Origin of the sequence: Mycobacterium sp. IS-1264, from assembly GCF_001954195.1 — a bacterium.
GTDB lineage: Bacteria > Actinomycetota > Actinomycetes > Mycobacteriales > Mycobacteriaceae > Mycobacterium.
The window spans coordinates 1-17,339 of sequence record NZ_MBES01000064.1 but is presented as its reverse complement, the minus strand read 5'-3'; the positions used below and the strand labels follow the sequence as shown (position 1 = coordinate 17,339).

16 protein-coding genes are annotated in these 17,339 nt (G+C 67.0%); 12 read left to right on the top strand and 4 right to left on the bottom strand.

Annotated elements, in window-relative coordinates; genetic code table 11:
• Both A5744_RS14335 and A5744_RS14330 read left to right on the top strand, forming a co-directional pair.
• A complete protein-coding gene (locus A5744_RS14335) occupies positions 1-1,269 on the top strand; it encodes an amidohydrolase family protein (protein ID WP_076062056.1) in 1,269 nt (422 codons plus the stop codon).
• A 127-nt stretch (positions 1,270-1,396) separates the two neighbouring features.
• Entirely contained in the window at positions 1,397-2,575 is a 1,179-nt protein-coding gene (locus A5744_RS14330) for a serine/threonine-protein kinase (RefSeq protein WP_076062054.1), read from the top strand.
• 13 nt (positions 2,576-2,588) lie between these two features.
• Here the strand turns inward: A5744_RS14330 and A5744_RS14325 are convergent, their stop codons facing one another.
• A complete protein-coding gene (locus A5744_RS14325; RefSeq protein WP_076062052.1) occupies positions 2,589-3,608 on the bottom strand; it encodes a nitronate monooxygenase in 1,020 nt (339 codons plus the stop codon).
• 74 nt (positions 3,609-3,682) lie between these two features.
• Here A5744_RS14325 and A5744_RS14320 point away from each other — a divergent pair, with 74 nt between their 5' ends.
• Genes A5744_RS14320 through A5744_RS14310 form a run of 3 tightly spaced genes read left to right on the top strand, consistent with a single transcriptional unit; the run spans position 3,683 to position 7,579 of the window.
• Positions 3,683-5,305, top strand: coding sequence for an arylsulfatase (locus A5744_RS14320; protein WP_076062223.1), 1,623 nt, complete (start codon positions 3,683-3,685; stop codon positions 5,303-5,305).
• Positions 5,306-5,329: 24 nt separating this feature from the next.
• The gene (locus A5744_RS14315) at positions 5,330-6,553 is read left to right on the top strand and encodes an FAD-dependent oxidoreductase (protein ID WP_076062051.1); all 1,224 of its coding nucleotides are present in this window, start codon (positions 5,330-5,332) and stop codon (positions 6,551-6,553) included.
• 30 nt (positions 6,554-6,583) lie between these two features.
• Positions 6,584-7,579, top strand: a complete 996-nt coding sequence (locus A5744_RS14310; RefSeq protein ID WP_076062049.1) for a Gfo/Idh/MocA family oxidoreductase — start codon at positions 6,584-6,586, stop codon at positions 7,577-7,579.
• Between the two features lie 5 nt (positions 7,580-7,584).
• Here the strand turns inward: A5744_RS14310 and A5744_RS14305 are convergent, their stop codons facing one another.
• Together A5744_RS14305 and A5744_RS14300 are read right to left on the bottom strand one after the other, a co-directional pair.
• Entirely contained in the window at positions 7,585-8,403 is an 819-nt protein-coding gene (locus A5744_RS14305) for a TIM barrel protein (RefSeq protein ID WP_076062047.1), read from the bottom strand.
• Positions 8,400-9,011, bottom strand: coding sequence for a preprotein translocase subunit SecD (locus A5744_RS14300; protein ID WP_076062045.1), 612 nt, complete (start codon positions 9,009-9,011; stop codon positions 8,400-8,402). The genes A5744_RS14305 and A5744_RS14300 overlap by 4 nt, the downstream gene beginning before the upstream one ends.
• Before the next feature lie 87 nt (positions 9,012-9,098).
• Here A5744_RS14300 and A5744_RS14295 point away from each other — a divergent pair, with 87 nt between their 5' ends.
• The 7 genes from A5744_RS14295 to A5744_RS14265 are packed head-to-tail and all read left to right on the top strand — an operon-like array spanning position 9,099 to position 16,891.
• Complete coding sequence (locus tag A5744_RS14295; protein ID WP_076062044.1) at positions 9,099-9,776, top strand: TetR family transcriptional regulator C-terminal domain-containing protein; 678 nt, start codon at positions 9,099-9,101, stop codon at positions 9,774-9,776.
• A 24-nt stretch (positions 9,777-9,800) separates the two neighbouring features.
• Entirely contained in the window at positions 9,801-11,006 is a 1,206-nt protein-coding gene (locus A5744_RS14290) for a cytochrome P450 (RefSeq protein WP_076062042.1), read from the top strand.
• 25 nt (positions 11,007-11,031) lie between these two features.
• Positions 11,032-12,003: an enoyl-CoA hydratase/isomerase family protein gene (locus tag A5744_RS14285; protein WP_076062040.1), complete on the top strand. Its 972-nt coding sequence runs from the start codon at positions 11,032-11,034 to the stop codon at positions 12,001-12,003.
• A 19-nt stretch (positions 12,004-12,022) separates the two neighbouring features.
• Positions 12,023-14,356, top strand: coding sequence for a CoA transferase (locus A5744_RS14280; RefSeq protein ID WP_076062039.1), 2,334 nt, complete (start codon positions 12,023-12,025; stop codon positions 14,354-14,356).
• Positions 14,353-15,117 (top strand): SDR family NAD(P)-dependent oxidoreductase, encoded by a 765-nt coding sequence (locus A5744_RS14275; RefSeq protein ID WP_076062037.1) that lies wholly within the window; start codon positions 14,353-14,355, stop codon positions 15,115-15,117. The genes A5744_RS14280 and A5744_RS14275 overlap by 4 nt, the downstream gene beginning before the upstream one ends.
• A 13-nt stretch (positions 15,118-15,130) precedes the next feature.
• Positions 15,131-15,883 (top strand): SDR family NAD(P)-dependent oxidoreductase, encoded by a 753-nt coding sequence (locus A5744_RS14270; RefSeq protein ID WP_076062035.1) that lies wholly within the window; start codon positions 15,131-15,133, stop codon positions 15,881-15,883.
• Between the two features lie 27 nt (positions 15,884-15,910).
• Complete coding sequence (locus A5744_RS14265; RefSeq protein ID WP_076062033.1) at positions 15,911-16,891, top strand: pyridoxal-phosphate dependent enzyme; 981 nt, start codon at positions 15,911-15,913, stop codon at positions 16,889-16,891.
• Between the two features lie 31 nt (positions 16,892-16,922).
• Here the strand turns inward: A5744_RS14265 and A5744_RS14260 are convergent.
• Positions 16,923-17,339 (bottom strand): HNH endonuclease signature motif containing protein (locus A5744_RS14260; protein ID WP_139331352.1); only part of this gene is annotated, 417 nt, incomplete at its 5' end.

Below are 17,339 nucleotides of genomic sequence, written 5' to 3'. Positions count from 1 at the left end.
ATGAAATCGATCGACGAGTTGGCCGCCAACCTGGACTTCACCACCGCGAAGACCGGTGAGGATCGCTCCGTCACGTTTCTCCCGGACCCGCCCCGGGCAGCGCGGCGCTACACCGTGATCTCGGTGGACGATCACATCGTCGAACCGCCGGATACGTTCGCCGGACGCCTGCCACGCAGGTTCGCCGAGCGTGCACCCAAAGTGGTGGACACCGACGAAGGCGGACAAACGTGGGTCTACGACGGCCGCGAATTGCCCAACGTCGGGTTCAACGCCGTGGTCGGGCGGCCGGTGGCCGAATATGGGTTCGAGCCGGTCAGATTCGACGAGATGCGCAGGGGCGCATGGGATATCCACGAACGGGTCAAGGACATGGACCTCAACGGCATCTACGCCTCGCTCAATTTCCCGTCGTTCCTACCCGGATTCGCCGGCCAGCGGTTGCAACAGGTGACCACGGATCGTGACCTGGCCTTGGCCGCGGTCCGCGCCTGGAACGACTGGCACCTCGAGGTGTGGGCGGGGTCGTATCCCGAACGGATCATTCCGTGCCAGCTGCCATGGCTGCTGGACCCCGAGCTGGGCGCGAAGATGATCCGTGAGAACGCCGAGCGTGGATTTCACGCGGTGACATTCAGCGAGAATCCCGCGATGCTCGGCTTGCCGAGCATCCACTCGGGTCATTGGGATCCGATGATCGCGGCATGCGCCGAGACCGGCACGGTCGTCAATCTCCACATCGGTTCGTCGGGCTCGTCGCCGTCGACCACCGACGACGCGCCGCCGGACGTGCAGGGTGTGCTGTTCTTCGCCTACGCCATCTCGGCGGCGGTCGACTGGTTGTATTCCGGCCTGCCCAGCAGGTTCCCGGATCTCAAGATCTGCTTGTCGGAAGGTGGAATCGGCTGGGTCGCAGGGTTACTCGACCGCCTCGATCACATGCTCAGCTATCACGCGATGTACGGCACCTGGCAGGCGCTCGGTGAGAGTCTGTCTCCCGCAGAGGTTTTCACCCGCAACTTCTGGTTCTGCGCGGTGGAGGACAAGTCGTCGTTCGTGCAGCGCGACCGGATCGGTGTGGACAACATCATGTTGGAAGCCGACTATCCGCATTGCGACTCGACGTGGCCGCACACCCAACAAACGATCCACGAAGAAATCGGCGACCTACCGCCCGACGCGATCCGCAAGTTCACGTGGGAGAACGCGTCGCGCCTGTACCAGCACCCGGTGCCGGTCGAGGTGCAGCAGAATCCGGACGGATTCTGACTGCCCGCGCCGGGCGGCGGCCTATTCGCTCGCGTTTTGAGCTGCCGATGCGGGGGTAACCCCCCTTCGGCGATTTTGCGGCCGGTCGCGCGATCGTCACTGAAGTCGCACAGAGTGGGCGGGGCAGATGAATACTCTCGTGTTGCTCGCTGGCCGGTACGAGATGCACGGCAGGCTGGGCCTTGGTGGCATGGCCGAGGTTCGTGACGGCTGGGACACCCGATTGCACCGGCCGGTCGCCATCAAACTCCTGCACCCGGCGCTGAGTGCCCAGAACGGCATCCGGAACCGGTTCGACGCCGAGGCGCGCGCGGCCGCGGCGCTCAACCACCCGAACATCGTCGCCGTCCACGACATCGGCGAGCACGACGGCACACCGTTCATCGTGATGGAACGGTTGCCCGGAGAGAGCCTGGCCGACCAGATAGCCGCTGGTCCACTGCCCCCGGCGCGGACCGGTGCGATGCTCGACAACGTCCTCGCCGCGCTGACCGCGGCGCATAAAGCTGCGATCCTGCACCGCGACATAAAACCCGGAAACATCCTGCTCGCGGCGGGCGGCGAGATCATGAAGGTCGCGGACTTCGGGATCGCCAAGATCCCCGAGGCCACCAACACCCTGACCGGCCACATCGTCGGGACCATCGCCTATCTGAGCCCCGAGCGCCTCGCCGGTGCGCCCGCCTGTGTTGCCGACGACCTCTACGCGGTCGGTGTCGTCGGCTATGAGGCGCTCGCCGGGCATCGCCCGTTCCCACAAGAGAATGTGGCCGCGCTGGCCAGCGCCATCTTGCATGGCCGGCCGCCCCCACTCGCAGCGCTGCGGCCCGACGTCGAGCCCGGCCTGATAGCGGTGATCGAACGCGCGATGGCCCGTGACCCGCGGCAGCGGTTTGGCAGCGCCGAGGAGATGCGGGCCGCCCTGCACGGCGGTCGGATCGCGCCGGCGGCGGGCGTGCGGGTCGCCGCGCCGCGGCGTCCAGCCACCAAAGTGCTGGACGGTCCGCCACCCGGGTTGGTCACGAACACGTTTTTCCCTGCGTTAGTCCCACCGATGACGGGCACCCGAAGGAAGGTGCTGGGTGCGGTGGCGGTGTTGGCCGTCCTGATGCTGATCCCGCTGGCGTTCGCGCTCGATGCGTCGTCCTCGCACGCGCCCACCAAACCCGTGACCACCAGCACACCCGTGCCTGTTCCCGTCGGCAATCCCGCGCCGCCGCCGACGCCGCCGGCACCGCCCCCGGGCCCGCCAGGGCACGGCCCCGGCAAGGGCCACGGCAAGGGGCACGGCGGCGGGGGAGACTAGCGGAGGGCGTCGATCAGAGCTCGGAGGCCAATCGTCGCAGAATGTCGCCCGTCGGCTCCGCGGTGGCGTGGTGGTACCCGGTGCCCGCCCACAGATGGACGTAGTCGGGTTTGCCCGCCGCGGCCGCGGCCTTGCGCATCGCGGTGGTGAGGTAGTGAAGCGCCGGGTAGCCCAGCGGGGCCTCCGCCTCGTGCGCGTCGATGAACGCATTGCGCAGGCCGCGGGCCGGCCGGCCGGTGAAGGCCCGAGTGATCACCGTCTCGGTGTATGCGGGGTCGGTGAGGGCCGCCTGGTGGGTGGCCGAGGCTCCGCTTTCGGCGGCACGAAGCAGGACCGTTCCGACCGCTGCGGCCGTGGCGCCCGCGCGGATGACCTCGGCCACCGCGGCCGGAGTGGCGAGCCCACCCGTGGCAATCACCGGCAACGGCACGGTCGCGGTGATCCGTTTGACGAGGTCGGCGAGCGGGACCGGGGTCAACGGTTTTCGCGGCGAAAGCGTGGCGGAATGCCCGCCCGCGGCCGAAGCCTGCACGGCAAGCATGTCGACCCCGGCTTCGTGCGCTTGCGCGGCCTCCTCGGCGGTTGTAACCGTTTGAACGACAACGCTATTCGCCCGTTGCAGCGCGGCGATCGCGTCACGTGGCGGTATCCCGAACGTGAAAGACACCATCGGCACCGGATCGTCGAGCAACAGCGCGATCTTCTCGTCGAAGGCGTCGGTGTCCTCGATCGGCTCGGACGGCACCGTCAGGCCGAATTGGTCGGCCTCCCTCTGAATCGTTGCGGCGTACGCCCGGTAGCTGTCGGGGTCGACCGGTAGCGGGTTGGGGGCAAACACGTTGATGCCGAACGGGATTCCCTCGGCGCGAACGGTCTTGATCTCGGCTTCGACAGCCTCCACGGTCTTGTATCCGGCCGCGAGGAAACCCAGACCACCCGCGCGGGTCGCCGCCGACACCATTGCCGGGGTCGTCGGGCCGCCCGACATCGGGGCGGCGACCAACGGAATGGACATCCCAAACTGTTGCAGCATCCCATGACCATATCGGCGATGGCGCCGGCCGCAGAAGTTCCCTTCGGCCGCTAGACCTGACAGGATGCTTGACCGTGACGCGGCCCAACTTCTTGGTCATCGTGGCGGACGATCTGGGGTTTTCCGATATCGGCGCCTTCGGCGGTGAGATCAACACGCCGAATCTGGACCGGCTCGCCTACGCCGGGATCCGGCTCACCGATTTCCATTCGGCGCCGGCCTGCTCGCCCACCCGGGCGATGTTGTTGACAGGAACCGATCACCACATCGCCGGCATCGGAACGATGCTCGAGGTCACGATCCCCGAATTCCAGGGCGCGCCCGGCTACGAGGGCTATCTGAACGATCGCGTCGTCGCGCTGCCGGAGCTGCTGCGTGACGCCGGATACCTGACGTTCATGTCGGGCAAATGGCACCTGGGCGACACCATCGAGACGTCGCCGTGGGCCCGCGGATTCGAGCGTTCGTTCGCGCTGTTGCCGGCCGGTGCCAGCCATTACGGCGGTGCCGCGGCAGAGGGTTTCGCGCCGGTGCCAAGGCTTTACACCGAGGATGACCAGTTCGTCACGGTCGACGAGAACTTCTACTCGTCGGACTTCTACACCGACACCCTGCTGCGCTACTTCCGCGAACGCGCCGAGCGTCCCGGAGATCAGGACCGGCCATTCTTCGCCTACCTGCCCTTCCAAGCGCCCCACTGGCCGCTGCAAGCACCCGACGAATCCATCGTTACCTACCGCGGACGCTACGACGCGGGTCCGGACGCCCTGCGCGACGCTCGCTTGGCGGCGCTCGAGCGACTCGGCCTGTGCCCACCGGGCGTCACCCCGCATCCCGTGGTCGCCGACGGGGCTCCGGAGTGGGCCGACATGACCGCCGAGCAGCGCGCGCTCTCGGCCCGCAGCATGGAGGTCTACGCCGGCATGGTCGACCGGATGGACTGGAATATCGGGCGGGTGATCGACTACCTGGCCGACACCGGCGAACTCGACGACACGGTCGTGATTTTCTTGTCGGACAACGGCGCCGAGGGCGCGATCGTCGAGGCGATGCCGCTGCATGGCGCCCGGATCGCCGCGCAGATCGAAAAGTACTACGACAACAGCCTCGACAACCTCGGGCGGCCCACCTCGTACATCTGGTACGGGCCGCGCTGGGCCCAAGCTGCCACGGCGCCGTCGCGGCTGCACAAGGCGTTCACCACCGAAGGCGGCATCCGGGTGGTCGGGTTCGTCACCTGGCCCGGATTCGAGCGGCAGCGCGAGATCGGCACCGCCTTCGCGACCGTGATGGACATCGCCCCAACGGTCCTGGAACTCGCCGGCGCCACGCATCCCGGCACCAGTTACCGCGGCCGCGAAATAGCACCCATGCGCGGCCGGTCGCTGGTGCCGTATCTCTCGGGCGACACCGACGCGGTGCACGGGGGCGACACCGGCACCGGTTGGGAGTTGTTCGGCCGCCGCGCCATTCGCCAGGGCGACTGGAAGGCGCTGTGGCTGCCCGAACCGTACGGCCCGGGCACCTGGCAGCTCTACGACCTCTCGGCCGATCCCGGTGAAATCGACGACCTGGCCGCCGCGCGGCCCGAGAAGCTGGCCGAACTGCTCGAGTTGTGGGATCGCTACGTCAAGGAAAGCGGCGTGATTCTCGATCCCGTTTCCGTTTTCGAAATCGACACCCAATTGCTCGGCTGAAATCACCACGTACGCTGAGCGCTGATGGTCGACAGAACCACGTGCGCGATTATTGGCGGCGGCCCGGCCGGGATGATCCTCGGGCTGTTGTTGGCTCGGGCGGGAATCGACGTCACCCTGCTGGAGAAGCACGGCGACTTCCTGCGCGACTTCCGCGGTGACACCGTGCATCCGACGACGCTGCGGCTCCTCGACGAGCTGGGCTTGTGGGAGCGCTTCTCGGAGCTGGACTATAGCGAGGTCCGCAAGGCGGCGTTCGAGTCCAATGGCCGCTCGGTGACTTACGTCGACTTCGAGCGTCTGCGCCAACCCCATCCCTTCATCGCCATGGTGCCGCAGTGGGACCTGCTCAACCTGCTGGCCGAGGCCGCCCAGGCCGAGCCGACCTTCACGTTGCGGATGAAGACCGAGGTCACCGGGTTGCTGCGGGAAGGCGGCAAGGTCACCGGGGTGCGCTACGAAGCTCCCGACGGCCCGGGTGAACTGCGGGCCGAGTTGACAGTGGCGTGCGACGGCCGGTGGTCGATCGCGCGCCGGGAGGCGGGCCTCAAGACTCGGGAATTCCCGGTGAACTTCGACGTGTGGTGGTTCAGGTTGCCGCGGGACGGCGACGAGCAATTCACCTTCTTGCCTCGCCTGGCCCCCGGCAAGGCCCTCGTCGTGATCCCGCGCAAAGGTTACGACCAGATCGCCTACCTCGGGCCCAAGGGGGGCGATGCGCAGTTGCGCGCACGCGGCATCGAGGCCTTCCGGCGCGACGTCGACGCGCTGCTGCCCGATGCGGCCGTGTCGGTGGCGGCGCTCACCTCGATGGACGATATCAAGCACCTGGACGTCCACGTGAATCGGTTGCGCCGCTGGCACACCGACGGGCTGCTGTGCATCGGTGACGCCGCGCACGCGATGTCTCCGCTGGGCGGTGTCGGCATCAATCTGGCTGTCCAAGACGCCGTCGCGGCGGCGACGATCCTGGCCGAACCGCTGCGGCGGCACCGCGTCACGGATCGCGACCTGGCCGGCGTGCGGCGGCGCCGGGTCGTTCCTACGGTGGTGACCCAGGCCGTGCAACGGGTGTTGCAGAGGGCGCTGCTGGGTCCGCTGCTGCGCGGCGCGGACCCCACCCCACCGGATGCCCTGCTGGGCCTGGTGCAGCGGCTGCCGTGGCTGTCGGTGGTGCCCGCGTATTTCGTCGGCGTCGGGGTTCGACCCGAGCACGCGCCCGCATTCGCGCGGCGCGGATCCGCCTAACCGGCCCGCGGGGGCTGCTAGCGTCGGTCCGTGTCTGAACTCCTACGCATCGGCATTCTGGGTGCGGCCCGCATCGCGCCGTTGGCGCTCGCCAACCCCGCCAAGGACAACGCAGAGGTCGACGTGGCCGCCGTCGCGGCGCGCGACGTGGCGCGCGCCCAAGCCTTCGCCGCCAAGCACCACATCGCGCGGGTGCACGACGACTACGACAAGCTGATCGCCGACCCGGGCATCGATGCCGTCTACAACCCGCTGCCGAATGGCTTGCACGGCAAGTGGACCCGCGCCGCGCTCGCCGCCGGCAAACACGTGCTGTGCGAAAAACCGTTCACCGCCAACGCCGCCGAGGCCCGCGAGATCGCCCAACTGGCCGCGAAGTCGGATCGGGTGGTGATGGAGGCGTTTCACTACCGCTACCACCCGCTGACATTGCGGGTCGAGCAGATCATCGCGTCGGGGGAGCTGGGCAAGCTCCAGCGGGTGGAGGCCGCGCTGTGCTTCCCGCTGCCGAAGTTCTCCGACATCCGCTACAACTATTCCCTCGCCGGCGGCGCGACCATGGACGCCGGCTGCTACGCGGTGCACATGGTGCGTACGTTCGGCGGTTCGACCCCGGAAGTCGTTTCCGCGCAAGCGAAATTGCGCGATCCCCGGGTCGACCGGGCCATGACCGCCGAGTTGCGGTTTGCCGATGGGCACACCGGCCGGATTCGCTGCTCGATGTGGTCGACGCGCCTGCTGCAGATCAACGCCAAGGTCGTTGGCGACCGGGGCGAGCTACGGGTGCTCAACCCGGTGATGCCCGCTTATTTTCATCGGCTCTCCATTCGTTCGCCGGCCGGCAAACGCACCGAGCGATTCCCGCGCCGCGCCTCCTACGCGTATCAGCTCGACGCTTTCGCCGCGGCGGTGCTGCGCGGCGAGCCGATCAAGACGACACCGGAGGACGCGATCGAGAACATGACCGTGATCGATGCCATCTATCGCGCCGCCGGCCTCCCGCTGCGCGAGCCGAGCCAGCTGTAACCCGTTCAGCCAGTTGACATTTCGGCCAACAAACGGCGGGCCGCAGCCACGCACGGACGCAGGCGGTCGATAGGACCGACGCCCGCCAGCGCCAGCGAGCGTTGGGGTACTTCGAGTTCGATCACGACGTCCGGTGGCAGTGCGGCCAGGATGTCGCGCAGCGGTAATTCGCCTTCACCGGGAACCATGCGCTCGTACATGGCTTCCTCCATGTAGTTGTCCAGGCGCGGCGCCAGCGTGGTGTCGTTGAGTTGGGCGTAGCCGATGTGTTCGGGTTCCAAGGCCGAAAGGTCCGCGGCGCCGGACCCCGAGCGCACCAGATGCATGGTGTCGATCAACAGCCGGAAATCGGGTCGCCCGACGTGTTCCAGGGCGGCGACCGCGGTGGGCAGGTCGCCGACGGTCAGGCCCGGTACCGGTTCGACGTTGGTTTCGATGTCGCGTTGCGCACCGAGTTCGGTCAACGCCGCGAATTGGTCGAATGTGCGGCTGAGGTCGGGATCGAGGCTGACCACGTTGATCCGGGGAACGCCGAGCTCGGCCAGGACATCGAGATCCGAGCGGAAGTCGCGCATATCGGCCCCGGGCAGCACGAGAAACCCGTCGCCGAGCGTGATCGTCACACCCCTGTCGTTCATCGCCGCGCGCAGCGCCTTTCTCTCGGCGGGGTCCTTCAGCGAGAATGGCCGAAAGCCGAGAGGCACCAGCGGCTGTCCCCGCACGACGGTCGAGATGTGCCGGCAGCCAAGGTCCGCCGCGACACCGACGAACTCCACCGGCGGAAGCGCGAACACGCTGAGGAAGCCGACGGCGAGCTCGGTCACGCGGGGCGGCCCGCAAGTTGTGTCAACTGATCCGCGGCCTGAACGGTCTGCGTGGTCAGCGCGATCTGCCCGGAGGCGACCTGGTACTCGATCAACGGGGCTTCGAGGACGAGATCGTCACGGATGAAGGCAACGTGGTCGTGCAGATTCGCGGCGGTGAACGACGCCCAGGCGGCCGCCGACGGTCGGTCCAGCGTCAGCAGCACCTCGTAGAAGCCGGCGGTCAGCGACTTGGGCGGGTCCACCTGAGTCAGCCCGAGCCGCATCGCCTCGGGGCCCAACGTATAGAGAGTGGTCCGGGCGAGGTCACAGGCCATCAAAACCTTGTCGGGCGCGGCGGGAGCGTTCGGATTCGCGGCGGGGCACTTGTCGGGCGAGGCGGGTTGCGACTTCTCTACCTTCCGAACCGGCAAGGGCTGAATGTTGACGGGTGCCGCCACCGATTGGCTCGTTGCGGGCGGCGCCTTGGTGGTCGAGGCGGTGGGCGACGCCGGGTGCTGAGTCGCCTGGCAGCCACACGTCACCGCGCCGAGCAGCACGACGGTCGTCAATGATTTCTTTGCCGATTTCTTTGCCGATTTCTTCGCGGCTTTCTTTGCCGGACCCACCGCACTCCTTTCGCACACGGGATCAAGCCGATCGTAGCGGCAGGTTCTTTACCGACACTACGAACATAGAGTAATGTCGGCCGTCTCATGGCTCGATACACGCCGGCCGCGGCGAAACGACGAAAGCCCAATCCCGTGGAGCGTCGCCGCGACCTTTGCGATGTGGCGATCCAACTGCTGGCCGACGACGGGGCCAAGGGGCTGAGCCATCTGAAGGTGGACCGCAGGGCCGGTGTGCCCGACGGCACCACTTCCTTCTACTTCCGGACGCGTTCGGCGCTGCTGCGTGCCGTCGCGGAGCGACTGGCCGAGCTGGACCTCGCAAGCCTGCAGTCCATCGCCGACACCGCCGATGGCCGAGGGGACAACCCGTCGCCGTCGCGATTGTCACAGGTGGTGATCCAAGCCGGCGCCGAGCCGCAGTTGTCCCGAACGAAGGCACGCTACGAGCTGACGTTGCAGGCCGTCCGCGATCCGGCGATGGCCGCCATTCTGCAACAGGCCACCGATGGGTTCACCAAGTTGCACCGGGAAATCCTGGTGCAGCTCATGCCGCGCGGCGCCGAATTGGAGTCGGCGGTCGTCGACGATTTGAGCAACATCACGCTGACGTTCATCAACGGGCTGCTGCTGCGATTCGCCCACGGCGACAGGATCATTGACAGCCCCGAACGACTCGACCGGATCTTGGCGGCGATCGCTACCGGCGTGCTGAAGAGTCCGGACAAGGGGCGCTTGACCGGTTCGGGCGGGCGCGCCAACTGAAACGCTAATGGTAGGAGGGATTTCGTGACGGCGAGCACCGATAGTCAGGTTCATTTCGACCCCTACGATGTCGATCTGATCGCTGACCCATATCCGATGTTCGCCCGCCTGCGCGACGAGGCGCCGCTGTATTACAACGCCGAATACGACTTCTACGCGTTGAGCCGCTACGCCGATGTCAGCAAGGCGCTCATCGACCACGGCACCTACAGCTCCGCCCGCGGCGTGATCCTCGAGCTGATCAAGGCCAACCTCGAAATCCCCTCGGGCATGCTCATTTTCGAAGACCCGCCGATCCACGACGTGCACCGCAAGCTACTGTCGCGCATGTTCACCCCGCGCAAGATCAACGCGCTGGAGCCTTTGATCCGGGACTTCTGCGCGCAGCTGCTGGATCCACTGGTGGGTTCGGGGCGATTCGACTTCGTCACCGATCTTGGCGCGATCATGCCGATGAAGGTCATCAGCATGCTGCTCGGCATCCCCGAGGACGATCAGGAGTACATCCGCGACCGGGGCAACGCACAGCTGCGCACGGAAGCAGGCAAGCCCATGAAGGCCGCGGAGCAGGGCCTGTCCGTCGGCGAACAGTTCGAGGCTTACATCGACTGGCGCGCCGAGCATCCGTCGGACGACATCATGACCGAGCTGCTCAACGTCGAGTTCGTCGACGAAACCGGCACCACGCGGCGCCTGACGCGCGAGGAAATCCTCGTGTACCTCAACGTGGTCGCGGGAGCGGGAAACGAAACGACGACGCGCCTGATCGGTTGGGCGGGGAAGGTTCTCGCCGAACATCCCGATCAGCGCCGCGAACTCGCCGAAAACCCCGCGCTGATCCCGCAGGCGATCGAGGAGCTGTTGCGCTTCGAGCCGCCGGCACCGCACATGGCACGGTATGTGACCCGCGACATCGCGCTGCATGACCGAACGGTGCCCGAGGGCAGCGTGATGATGATGCTCCTCGGGGCGGCGTGCCGTGACGAGCGCCAGTTCGGCCCGGACGCAGGTGAATTCGACATCCATCGCGAGGCCCGGCCGCACCTCACCTTCAGCGTGGGCACCCATTTCTGTCTCGGTTCGGCGCTGGCGCGTCTGGAAGGCCGCGTCGCGCTGGAAGAAATCCTGAAGCGCTTCCCCGAGTGGGAGATCGACATGAGCAATGCCAAGCTCAGCCCGACGTCGACGGTGCGGGGCTGGGAGTTCCTGCCGTCGTTGCTGCCTAGATGACCGATAACAGAAGTGGAGAGAACCGATGCCTGAGTACGACTACGTGAAGCTGAAGAAGGAAGCGGAGCAGTACATCAAATTCGAGAAGGACAAGAAGAACAGGATCGCCTACATCACTTTCGATCGTCCCGACGCGCAGAACTCCACCACCCTGGGGATGCGGCAGAACTACGCCGATCTGATCCACAAGTGCAACGTGGACGACGACGTTAAAGTCGTCGTGATCCGCGGCGAGGGTGAGGATTTCGGTAGCGGTGGCGATTTGCCCGAGCAGCGCCCGATGCTGGAGAACCCCGGCATGCCGCTGCTGCACGAGCTCGCGATCAACGACGACGACGTCAAGTACCCGCCGGGCGGCTCGTACCGCTATCTGTCCACCGTCACCGATTTCTATGCCAAGGCCGCCGCCGGAAACCGGCCGCTGCAAGAACTGCGCAAGATCAGCATCATCGAGGCCAAGGGCTATTGCTACGGATGGCATTTCTACCAGGCCGGTGACGCCGATTTGGTGATCTCCTCCGACGACGCCCTGTTCGGTCACCCGGCGTTCCGCTACGTCGGCTGGGGCCCGCGGCTGTGGTGGTGGGCCGAGACGATGGGTCTGCGCAAGTTCTCCGAAATGCTGTTCACCGGGCGGCCTTTCAGCGCAAAGGAGATGTACGAGTGCGGCTTCGTCAACAGCGTGGTCCCGCGCGAGAAAGTCGAAGACGAGACTCTCAAATACGCGATGGCGTGCTCGCGCTCCCGTCCGACGGACACCGTCGCGGTGCAGAAGACCTTCCTGGAGCTCTACAAGCAGCACAAGGGCGAGTACTTCGGGAGCCTGCTCACCGGCATGGTCGAGGGCATGCTCCCGCTGATCGCCAACGACCGGGACAACGAGGTCGACCTCACCGAGGGAACCTTCGGCAAGGGACTCAACAACGTGGTGAAGGACAACGATATGAACTTCCCGCCCGAATGGCGCCTGAGCCGCTCCGGGCGCAAGAAGCCCTGATCTCGTTGCGAGGGCGGGCATGTCGGCGCTGACCGGTATCAGGGTCATCGAGCTGGCCGAGTCGGTCGCGGGGGAGTACTGCGGGAAGCTGCTGGCCGATTTCGGCGCCGAGGTCATCAAGGTCGAACCAGCGGGACGCGGCAGTCGCACCCGGGCGATGGCGCCCATCCTGGCCGACGGTCCTAACGGCAGTGCGTTGTTCGCCTACCTCAACACGAACAAGCAATCGATCGAGCTTGACGTCGGCGACACCGCGCGCTTGCACAAGCTCATCGCCACCGCCGACGCGGTCATCTGCGAGCGCGCGGCCGACTGGGCCGAACGACATCCGGGCGTGGTGTTCTGCTCGATCACGCCCTTCGGCCAAGGCGCGCCCGCCGAATTCGACAAGGCCAAGAGCATCAACGTCTTTCACGCCAGCGGCTGGGGATACCACACTCCCAGCCATCCGGACCCCTGCCGGCCCCCGCTGCAAGGACCGGGCCGGTTCCTCGCCGACTACGAAGCGGGGCTGGAGGCGGCGTTGTGCACTGCGGCATCGCTGTTCGGGCGCCTGCATACCGGCCAGGGCGAGTCCATCGACATTTCCGAGCATGCCGTGCTGGTCTCGCGCGCCGACTCGATACTGGGCCGATTCATCACCGGCGAGGTCGCGGCCGCGGGCACCCGCGACGACTACGACCAGCAGGGACCGGCGGCGTTCTTCCCGTGCGCCGACGGCTTCGTCTACCTGTACATGACCAGTCGCGCCCATTGGCAGGGCATCAAGGCTCTCATGGGTCAGCCCGAGTGGCTCGCCGCGTTCGACGACGACTGGCTGGAATTCTCCGTTACCCCGGAAAAGGTCGCCGCGTTTCGGCGCGGATTCGCGGACTGGGTCCGGGGCCTCGCCAAAGAGACCGCGGCCGACCAAGCCCAGCGGCTGGGCGTGCCGTTGGTCCCGGTCAATGGCGCCGCGGATCTGCACCAGGCACCGCAATACCGCCATCGCGGTTTCTTCCAGGACGTCACACATTCCGTCCTGGGTCGGGCGGCGTATCCCACGGTGCCGTACACGCTCAGCGCCTCGCCCGCCGAAATCACCACCGCGGCACCGACTCTCGGGCAACACACCGCCGCGATCCTGGAACACCTCGACAGCCCGCGGGCGCCGGCGGCGGCTTCACAACTCAAGCCGGCACAACTCAAGCCGCCCAAGAATCCGCGCGGCGGCCCGCTGCAGGGCGTGCGCGTCGTCGAGCTGACCAAGGTGTGGGCCGGCCCGTACGCCGGCAAACTCCTGGCCCTGCTGGGTGCCGAAGTGATCAAGGTCGAAACGGCCGCCCACCCGGAGGAGATGCGGGCCTACGGCGGCACCGACGTCAACCACGCCCCGTACTTCCTGAGCATCAACCCCGAAATCCTCAGCGTGGACCTCGACATCAAGTCGCCGGACGACATGGCCCGGCTGCACGAGCTGATCGCCCGCAGCGACATCGTCATCAACAACCTGCGCCCGGGCGCGATGGAACGGCAAGGCCTCGGTTATGAACAGCTCACGGCGATCAAGCCGGACATCATCTCGGTGTCGGTCAAGATGTGGGGCAACGACGGACCGCTGGGCCATCAAACGGGCTACGCGCCGTGCTTCGCCGCGCTGGCCGGCCTCGCGTCGCTGGTCGGCTATCCCGACGGACCGCCGCTCGGAACGAGCATGCGTTACGGGGATTCCACGGTCGGCGCGGCGGCCGCGTACGCCGCAGTCGTGGCGTTGCTGCATCGCGATCTCACCGGCGCCGGACAATTCGTCGACGTGTCCGCCGTGGAAACCCTGTCGTCGATGATCGGGGACCGCCTGCTCGAACAAAGCCTCACCGGGAAGGGCCTCGGGCCCGACGGCAACAATCACCCCGACATGTGCCCGCATGGCTGCTATCCCTGCTCCGATGGTTCGTGGATCGCCGTGGCGGTGGCCGACGACGACGAGTGGCGGCGGCTGTGCGACGTGCTCGACGCCGCGGCGTTGGCCGCCGATCCGCGCTACCGCACGGCAGCAGACCGGCATGGCCACGCCGACGCGCTCGACGCCGATCTCGCGGTGCTGACGCGGCACCACGACGCCGAACCGCTGGCTCACCGCCTGCGCACGGCCGGGGTACCGGCGACCAAGAGCGCCACCGCCCTCGACGTGATCGGTGATCAGCGGCTCTGGGACCGCGGGCTGTATCGCTTCGTCAGCGACCACCGCGAAGGCCAGCGCCCCGTCCTGGGCCCCTCGTGGCGGATGGCGCGCGCCCCGGCGCGGATTGCGCGCGGCGCACCGGACCTGGGCGAGGACAACGGTTACGTCCTCCACGAGATACTCGGAACATGACGGCTGCACTCGCGGGCACCGCGGCGCTGGTGACCGGCGCCAGCAGCGGTATCGGCGCGGCAACGGCGAAAGCGTTGGCGGCCCAGGGCGCCGCGGTGGCCCTCCTCGCCCGCCGGGCCGACCGGCTGACCGAGCTGAAAACCCAGATCGAATCCGCCGGTGGCACAGCGCTTGTCGTGCCCGCCGACGTCACCGACGCCGAGCAGGTCGCCTCCGCGGTGCAGCGCACCGTCGCGGAATTGGGACGCCTCGACGTCCTGGTCAACAACGCCGGGCTGATGCAATCGGGGCCCGCCGCCGAGGCGGCATTGCAAGACTGGGACGACATGGTCGCCGTCAAAGTGCAAGGCGTCCTCTATGCCACCCGCGCCGCGCTGCCGCACCTGATCGGCGCGGCCGCCGACTCGCCGCGCGGGGTGGCCGACCTGGTCACCATCGGCTCGACGGGCGGCTGGGTCGCCCGACCTGGCACCGCGGTCTATTCGCTGACCAAGTTCGGGGTGAACGCGTTCAGCGAAGGCATCCGACAGGAGTTGCTCGGCAAGAGGGTCCGCGTGGGCGTGGTGAGTCCGGGAACCGTTGACACCGAGATCTTTTCCCACTTGGCCGCACCCTCGCGTGCGGCGTTCGAAAAGCAAACCGCCGACATGGTCAAATTGCGGCCGGAGGATATTGCGGATGCGGTGTGCTACATGGTGACTCGCGACCGCCGGGTGGCGGTCAACCACATGCTGGTGCGCGCGGCCGAACAGACTTGGTGAGAAGGGAAGCGCGATGAATCTCGACGGAAAGTTCGCCGTGGTCACCGGCGGCGGAGCGGGCATCGGCCTGGCGATCACCCGGGCGCTGCGCGCCGCCGGCTCGGATGTGCTGATCGTCGGCCGCAGCAAGGCACGGCTCGACGCGGCGCGCGGCGACGATTCGCGCATCCTGACCGCGGCGGCCGACCTGGCCGACCCGGACGATCGAGACCGGCTTATCGAGCAACTCGGCAACGGCCGGCCCCTCGACATTCTGGTCAACAACGCCGGCAGCATGGCCCTAATCGATCTTCACGACCCGAACGCCAGGTCCCTGCTGGAACACGACGTCGCACTCGATCTGACCGCGCCGGTGCATCTGTGTATCGCGCTCCTTCCCGTACTACGGCAGCGACCCGAGGCCGCCATCGTGAACGTCAGCACCGGGCTGGTTTACGCGCCGCGGGCCTTCAACCCCGGCTATTCCACCGCCAAGGCGGGCTTGCACGCCTTCACCCGGTCACTGCGACGGCAGACGCGCCGCGACCCGATCCATGTGCTCGAGGTCTTCCCGCCGCTTGTCGACACCGAAATGACCAGTGGCTATGGCGGGCCCAAAATTGGCCCGGAAGCCGTCGGCACGGCCATCGTCAAGGCGCTGGCGCGCGACAGGACCGAGCTGCGTATCGGACGTGCGAAATTTCTGTATGGGATGTCGCGGATCGCGCCGAACGGCATCTTCTCGATGATCAACCGTGCGACCGAAAAGCGCGGGCCGGTCAGCTAGGCGGACGGAGCGCTATCGTGCTGTGTCGTGCAACAGACTCGCCTCGACATTGCTCGGATCCAGGCGGCTCGCCGGGTAATCGACCCGATTTTCCTCGACACCCCGCTGTACCGCTGCGAGGCTCTGGAACGAAGCCTTGGGTGCGCTGTGAGAATCAAGCTCGAAACAGCGAACCCGGTGCGCAACTTTAAGGCGCGCGGCACCGAGGTCGTCGCGAGCCTGCTCGCCGACAACGGCGCGTCCGCCGTGGTGTGTGCCAGCGGGGGCAACCTCGGCCAGGCCCTGGCTTGGTCCGGTCGCGCTAGGGGCCTTGACGTCACGGTCGTGGCATCCCGGATTGCACCCGAGGTCAAGCTCGATCGCGTGCGCGCACTGGGCGCCAGATTGGAGTCAGTGGACGGCGACCACGAGATGGCCCGTGCGCGAGCGGCAGCCATTGCGCGGCACGACGGCATCCGCTTGCTCGAAGACAGCTTGGACATCGAAACGTGCGAGGGCGCGGCGACCATTGGCCTGGAACTGGTGGACGCCGGGCTATCCTTCGACGCCGTGCTCATCGCTCTAGGCGGCGGAGCGCTCGCTACCGGTGTAGGGCACGTGATGAAGGCCCTCGCACCCGGCGTGGAGGTGATCTGCGTTCAGCCAGCCGGTGCACCGGCGATGACACATTCGTGGCGCCAGCGGCGCGTTGTCACCACCGAGTCGACCGACACCATCGCAGACGCTGCCGTCATCCAGTGTCCGATTCCGGCCGTCCTGGACGACCTGCTCCTGGTGGCCGACGATGCCGTCTTGGTCCAGGAAGCATCGATCATTGCCGGTATGCGGGTGCTTCTCGAGAACGCTGGCCTCGTCGTCGAACCGTCGGCCGCGCTCGGCATCGCAGCCATCCTCGAAGACCGCGACCGCTTCGCCGGGCGACACGTAGTCACCGTCGTATGCGGGAGCAACGTCGACATGGACGCTTATCACCGCTGGGTCGATGCCGCCCCCGTCCACAAGTCCTGACTATTGCTGCAACGTCATAGAGATTGGCGCGCTATGCGGCGTCGTCGTCATCGTCGTCATCGTTGTCGTCATCGTCGTCCCCGTCGCACAGCAGTTTTTCGGGGCGCCAGTAGGTGTTGGTTCGGGGTTGGCCGCGTTCGAGGTGTGGGGGTGGGATCCATTCGGTGTCACCGTTGGCGCGTCTTCGCGTGGTCCAGCCGCCGGGTTGCAGCAACCGGTGGTGCGGCCCGCAGCCGAAGGTGAGGTTGTTGATGTCGGTGCAGCCACAGGTGGCGTAGCCGACGACGTGGTGGACTTCGCTGTAGTAGCCGGGCACGGTGCAGCCGGGTGCGGTGCAGCCACGATCCTTGGCGTACAACACGATTCGTTGCGCGGGGGAGGCCAGGCGTTTGGTGTGATACAGCGCCAGGGTCTTGCCCTTGTCGAAGATGGCCAGGTAGTGCCGCGC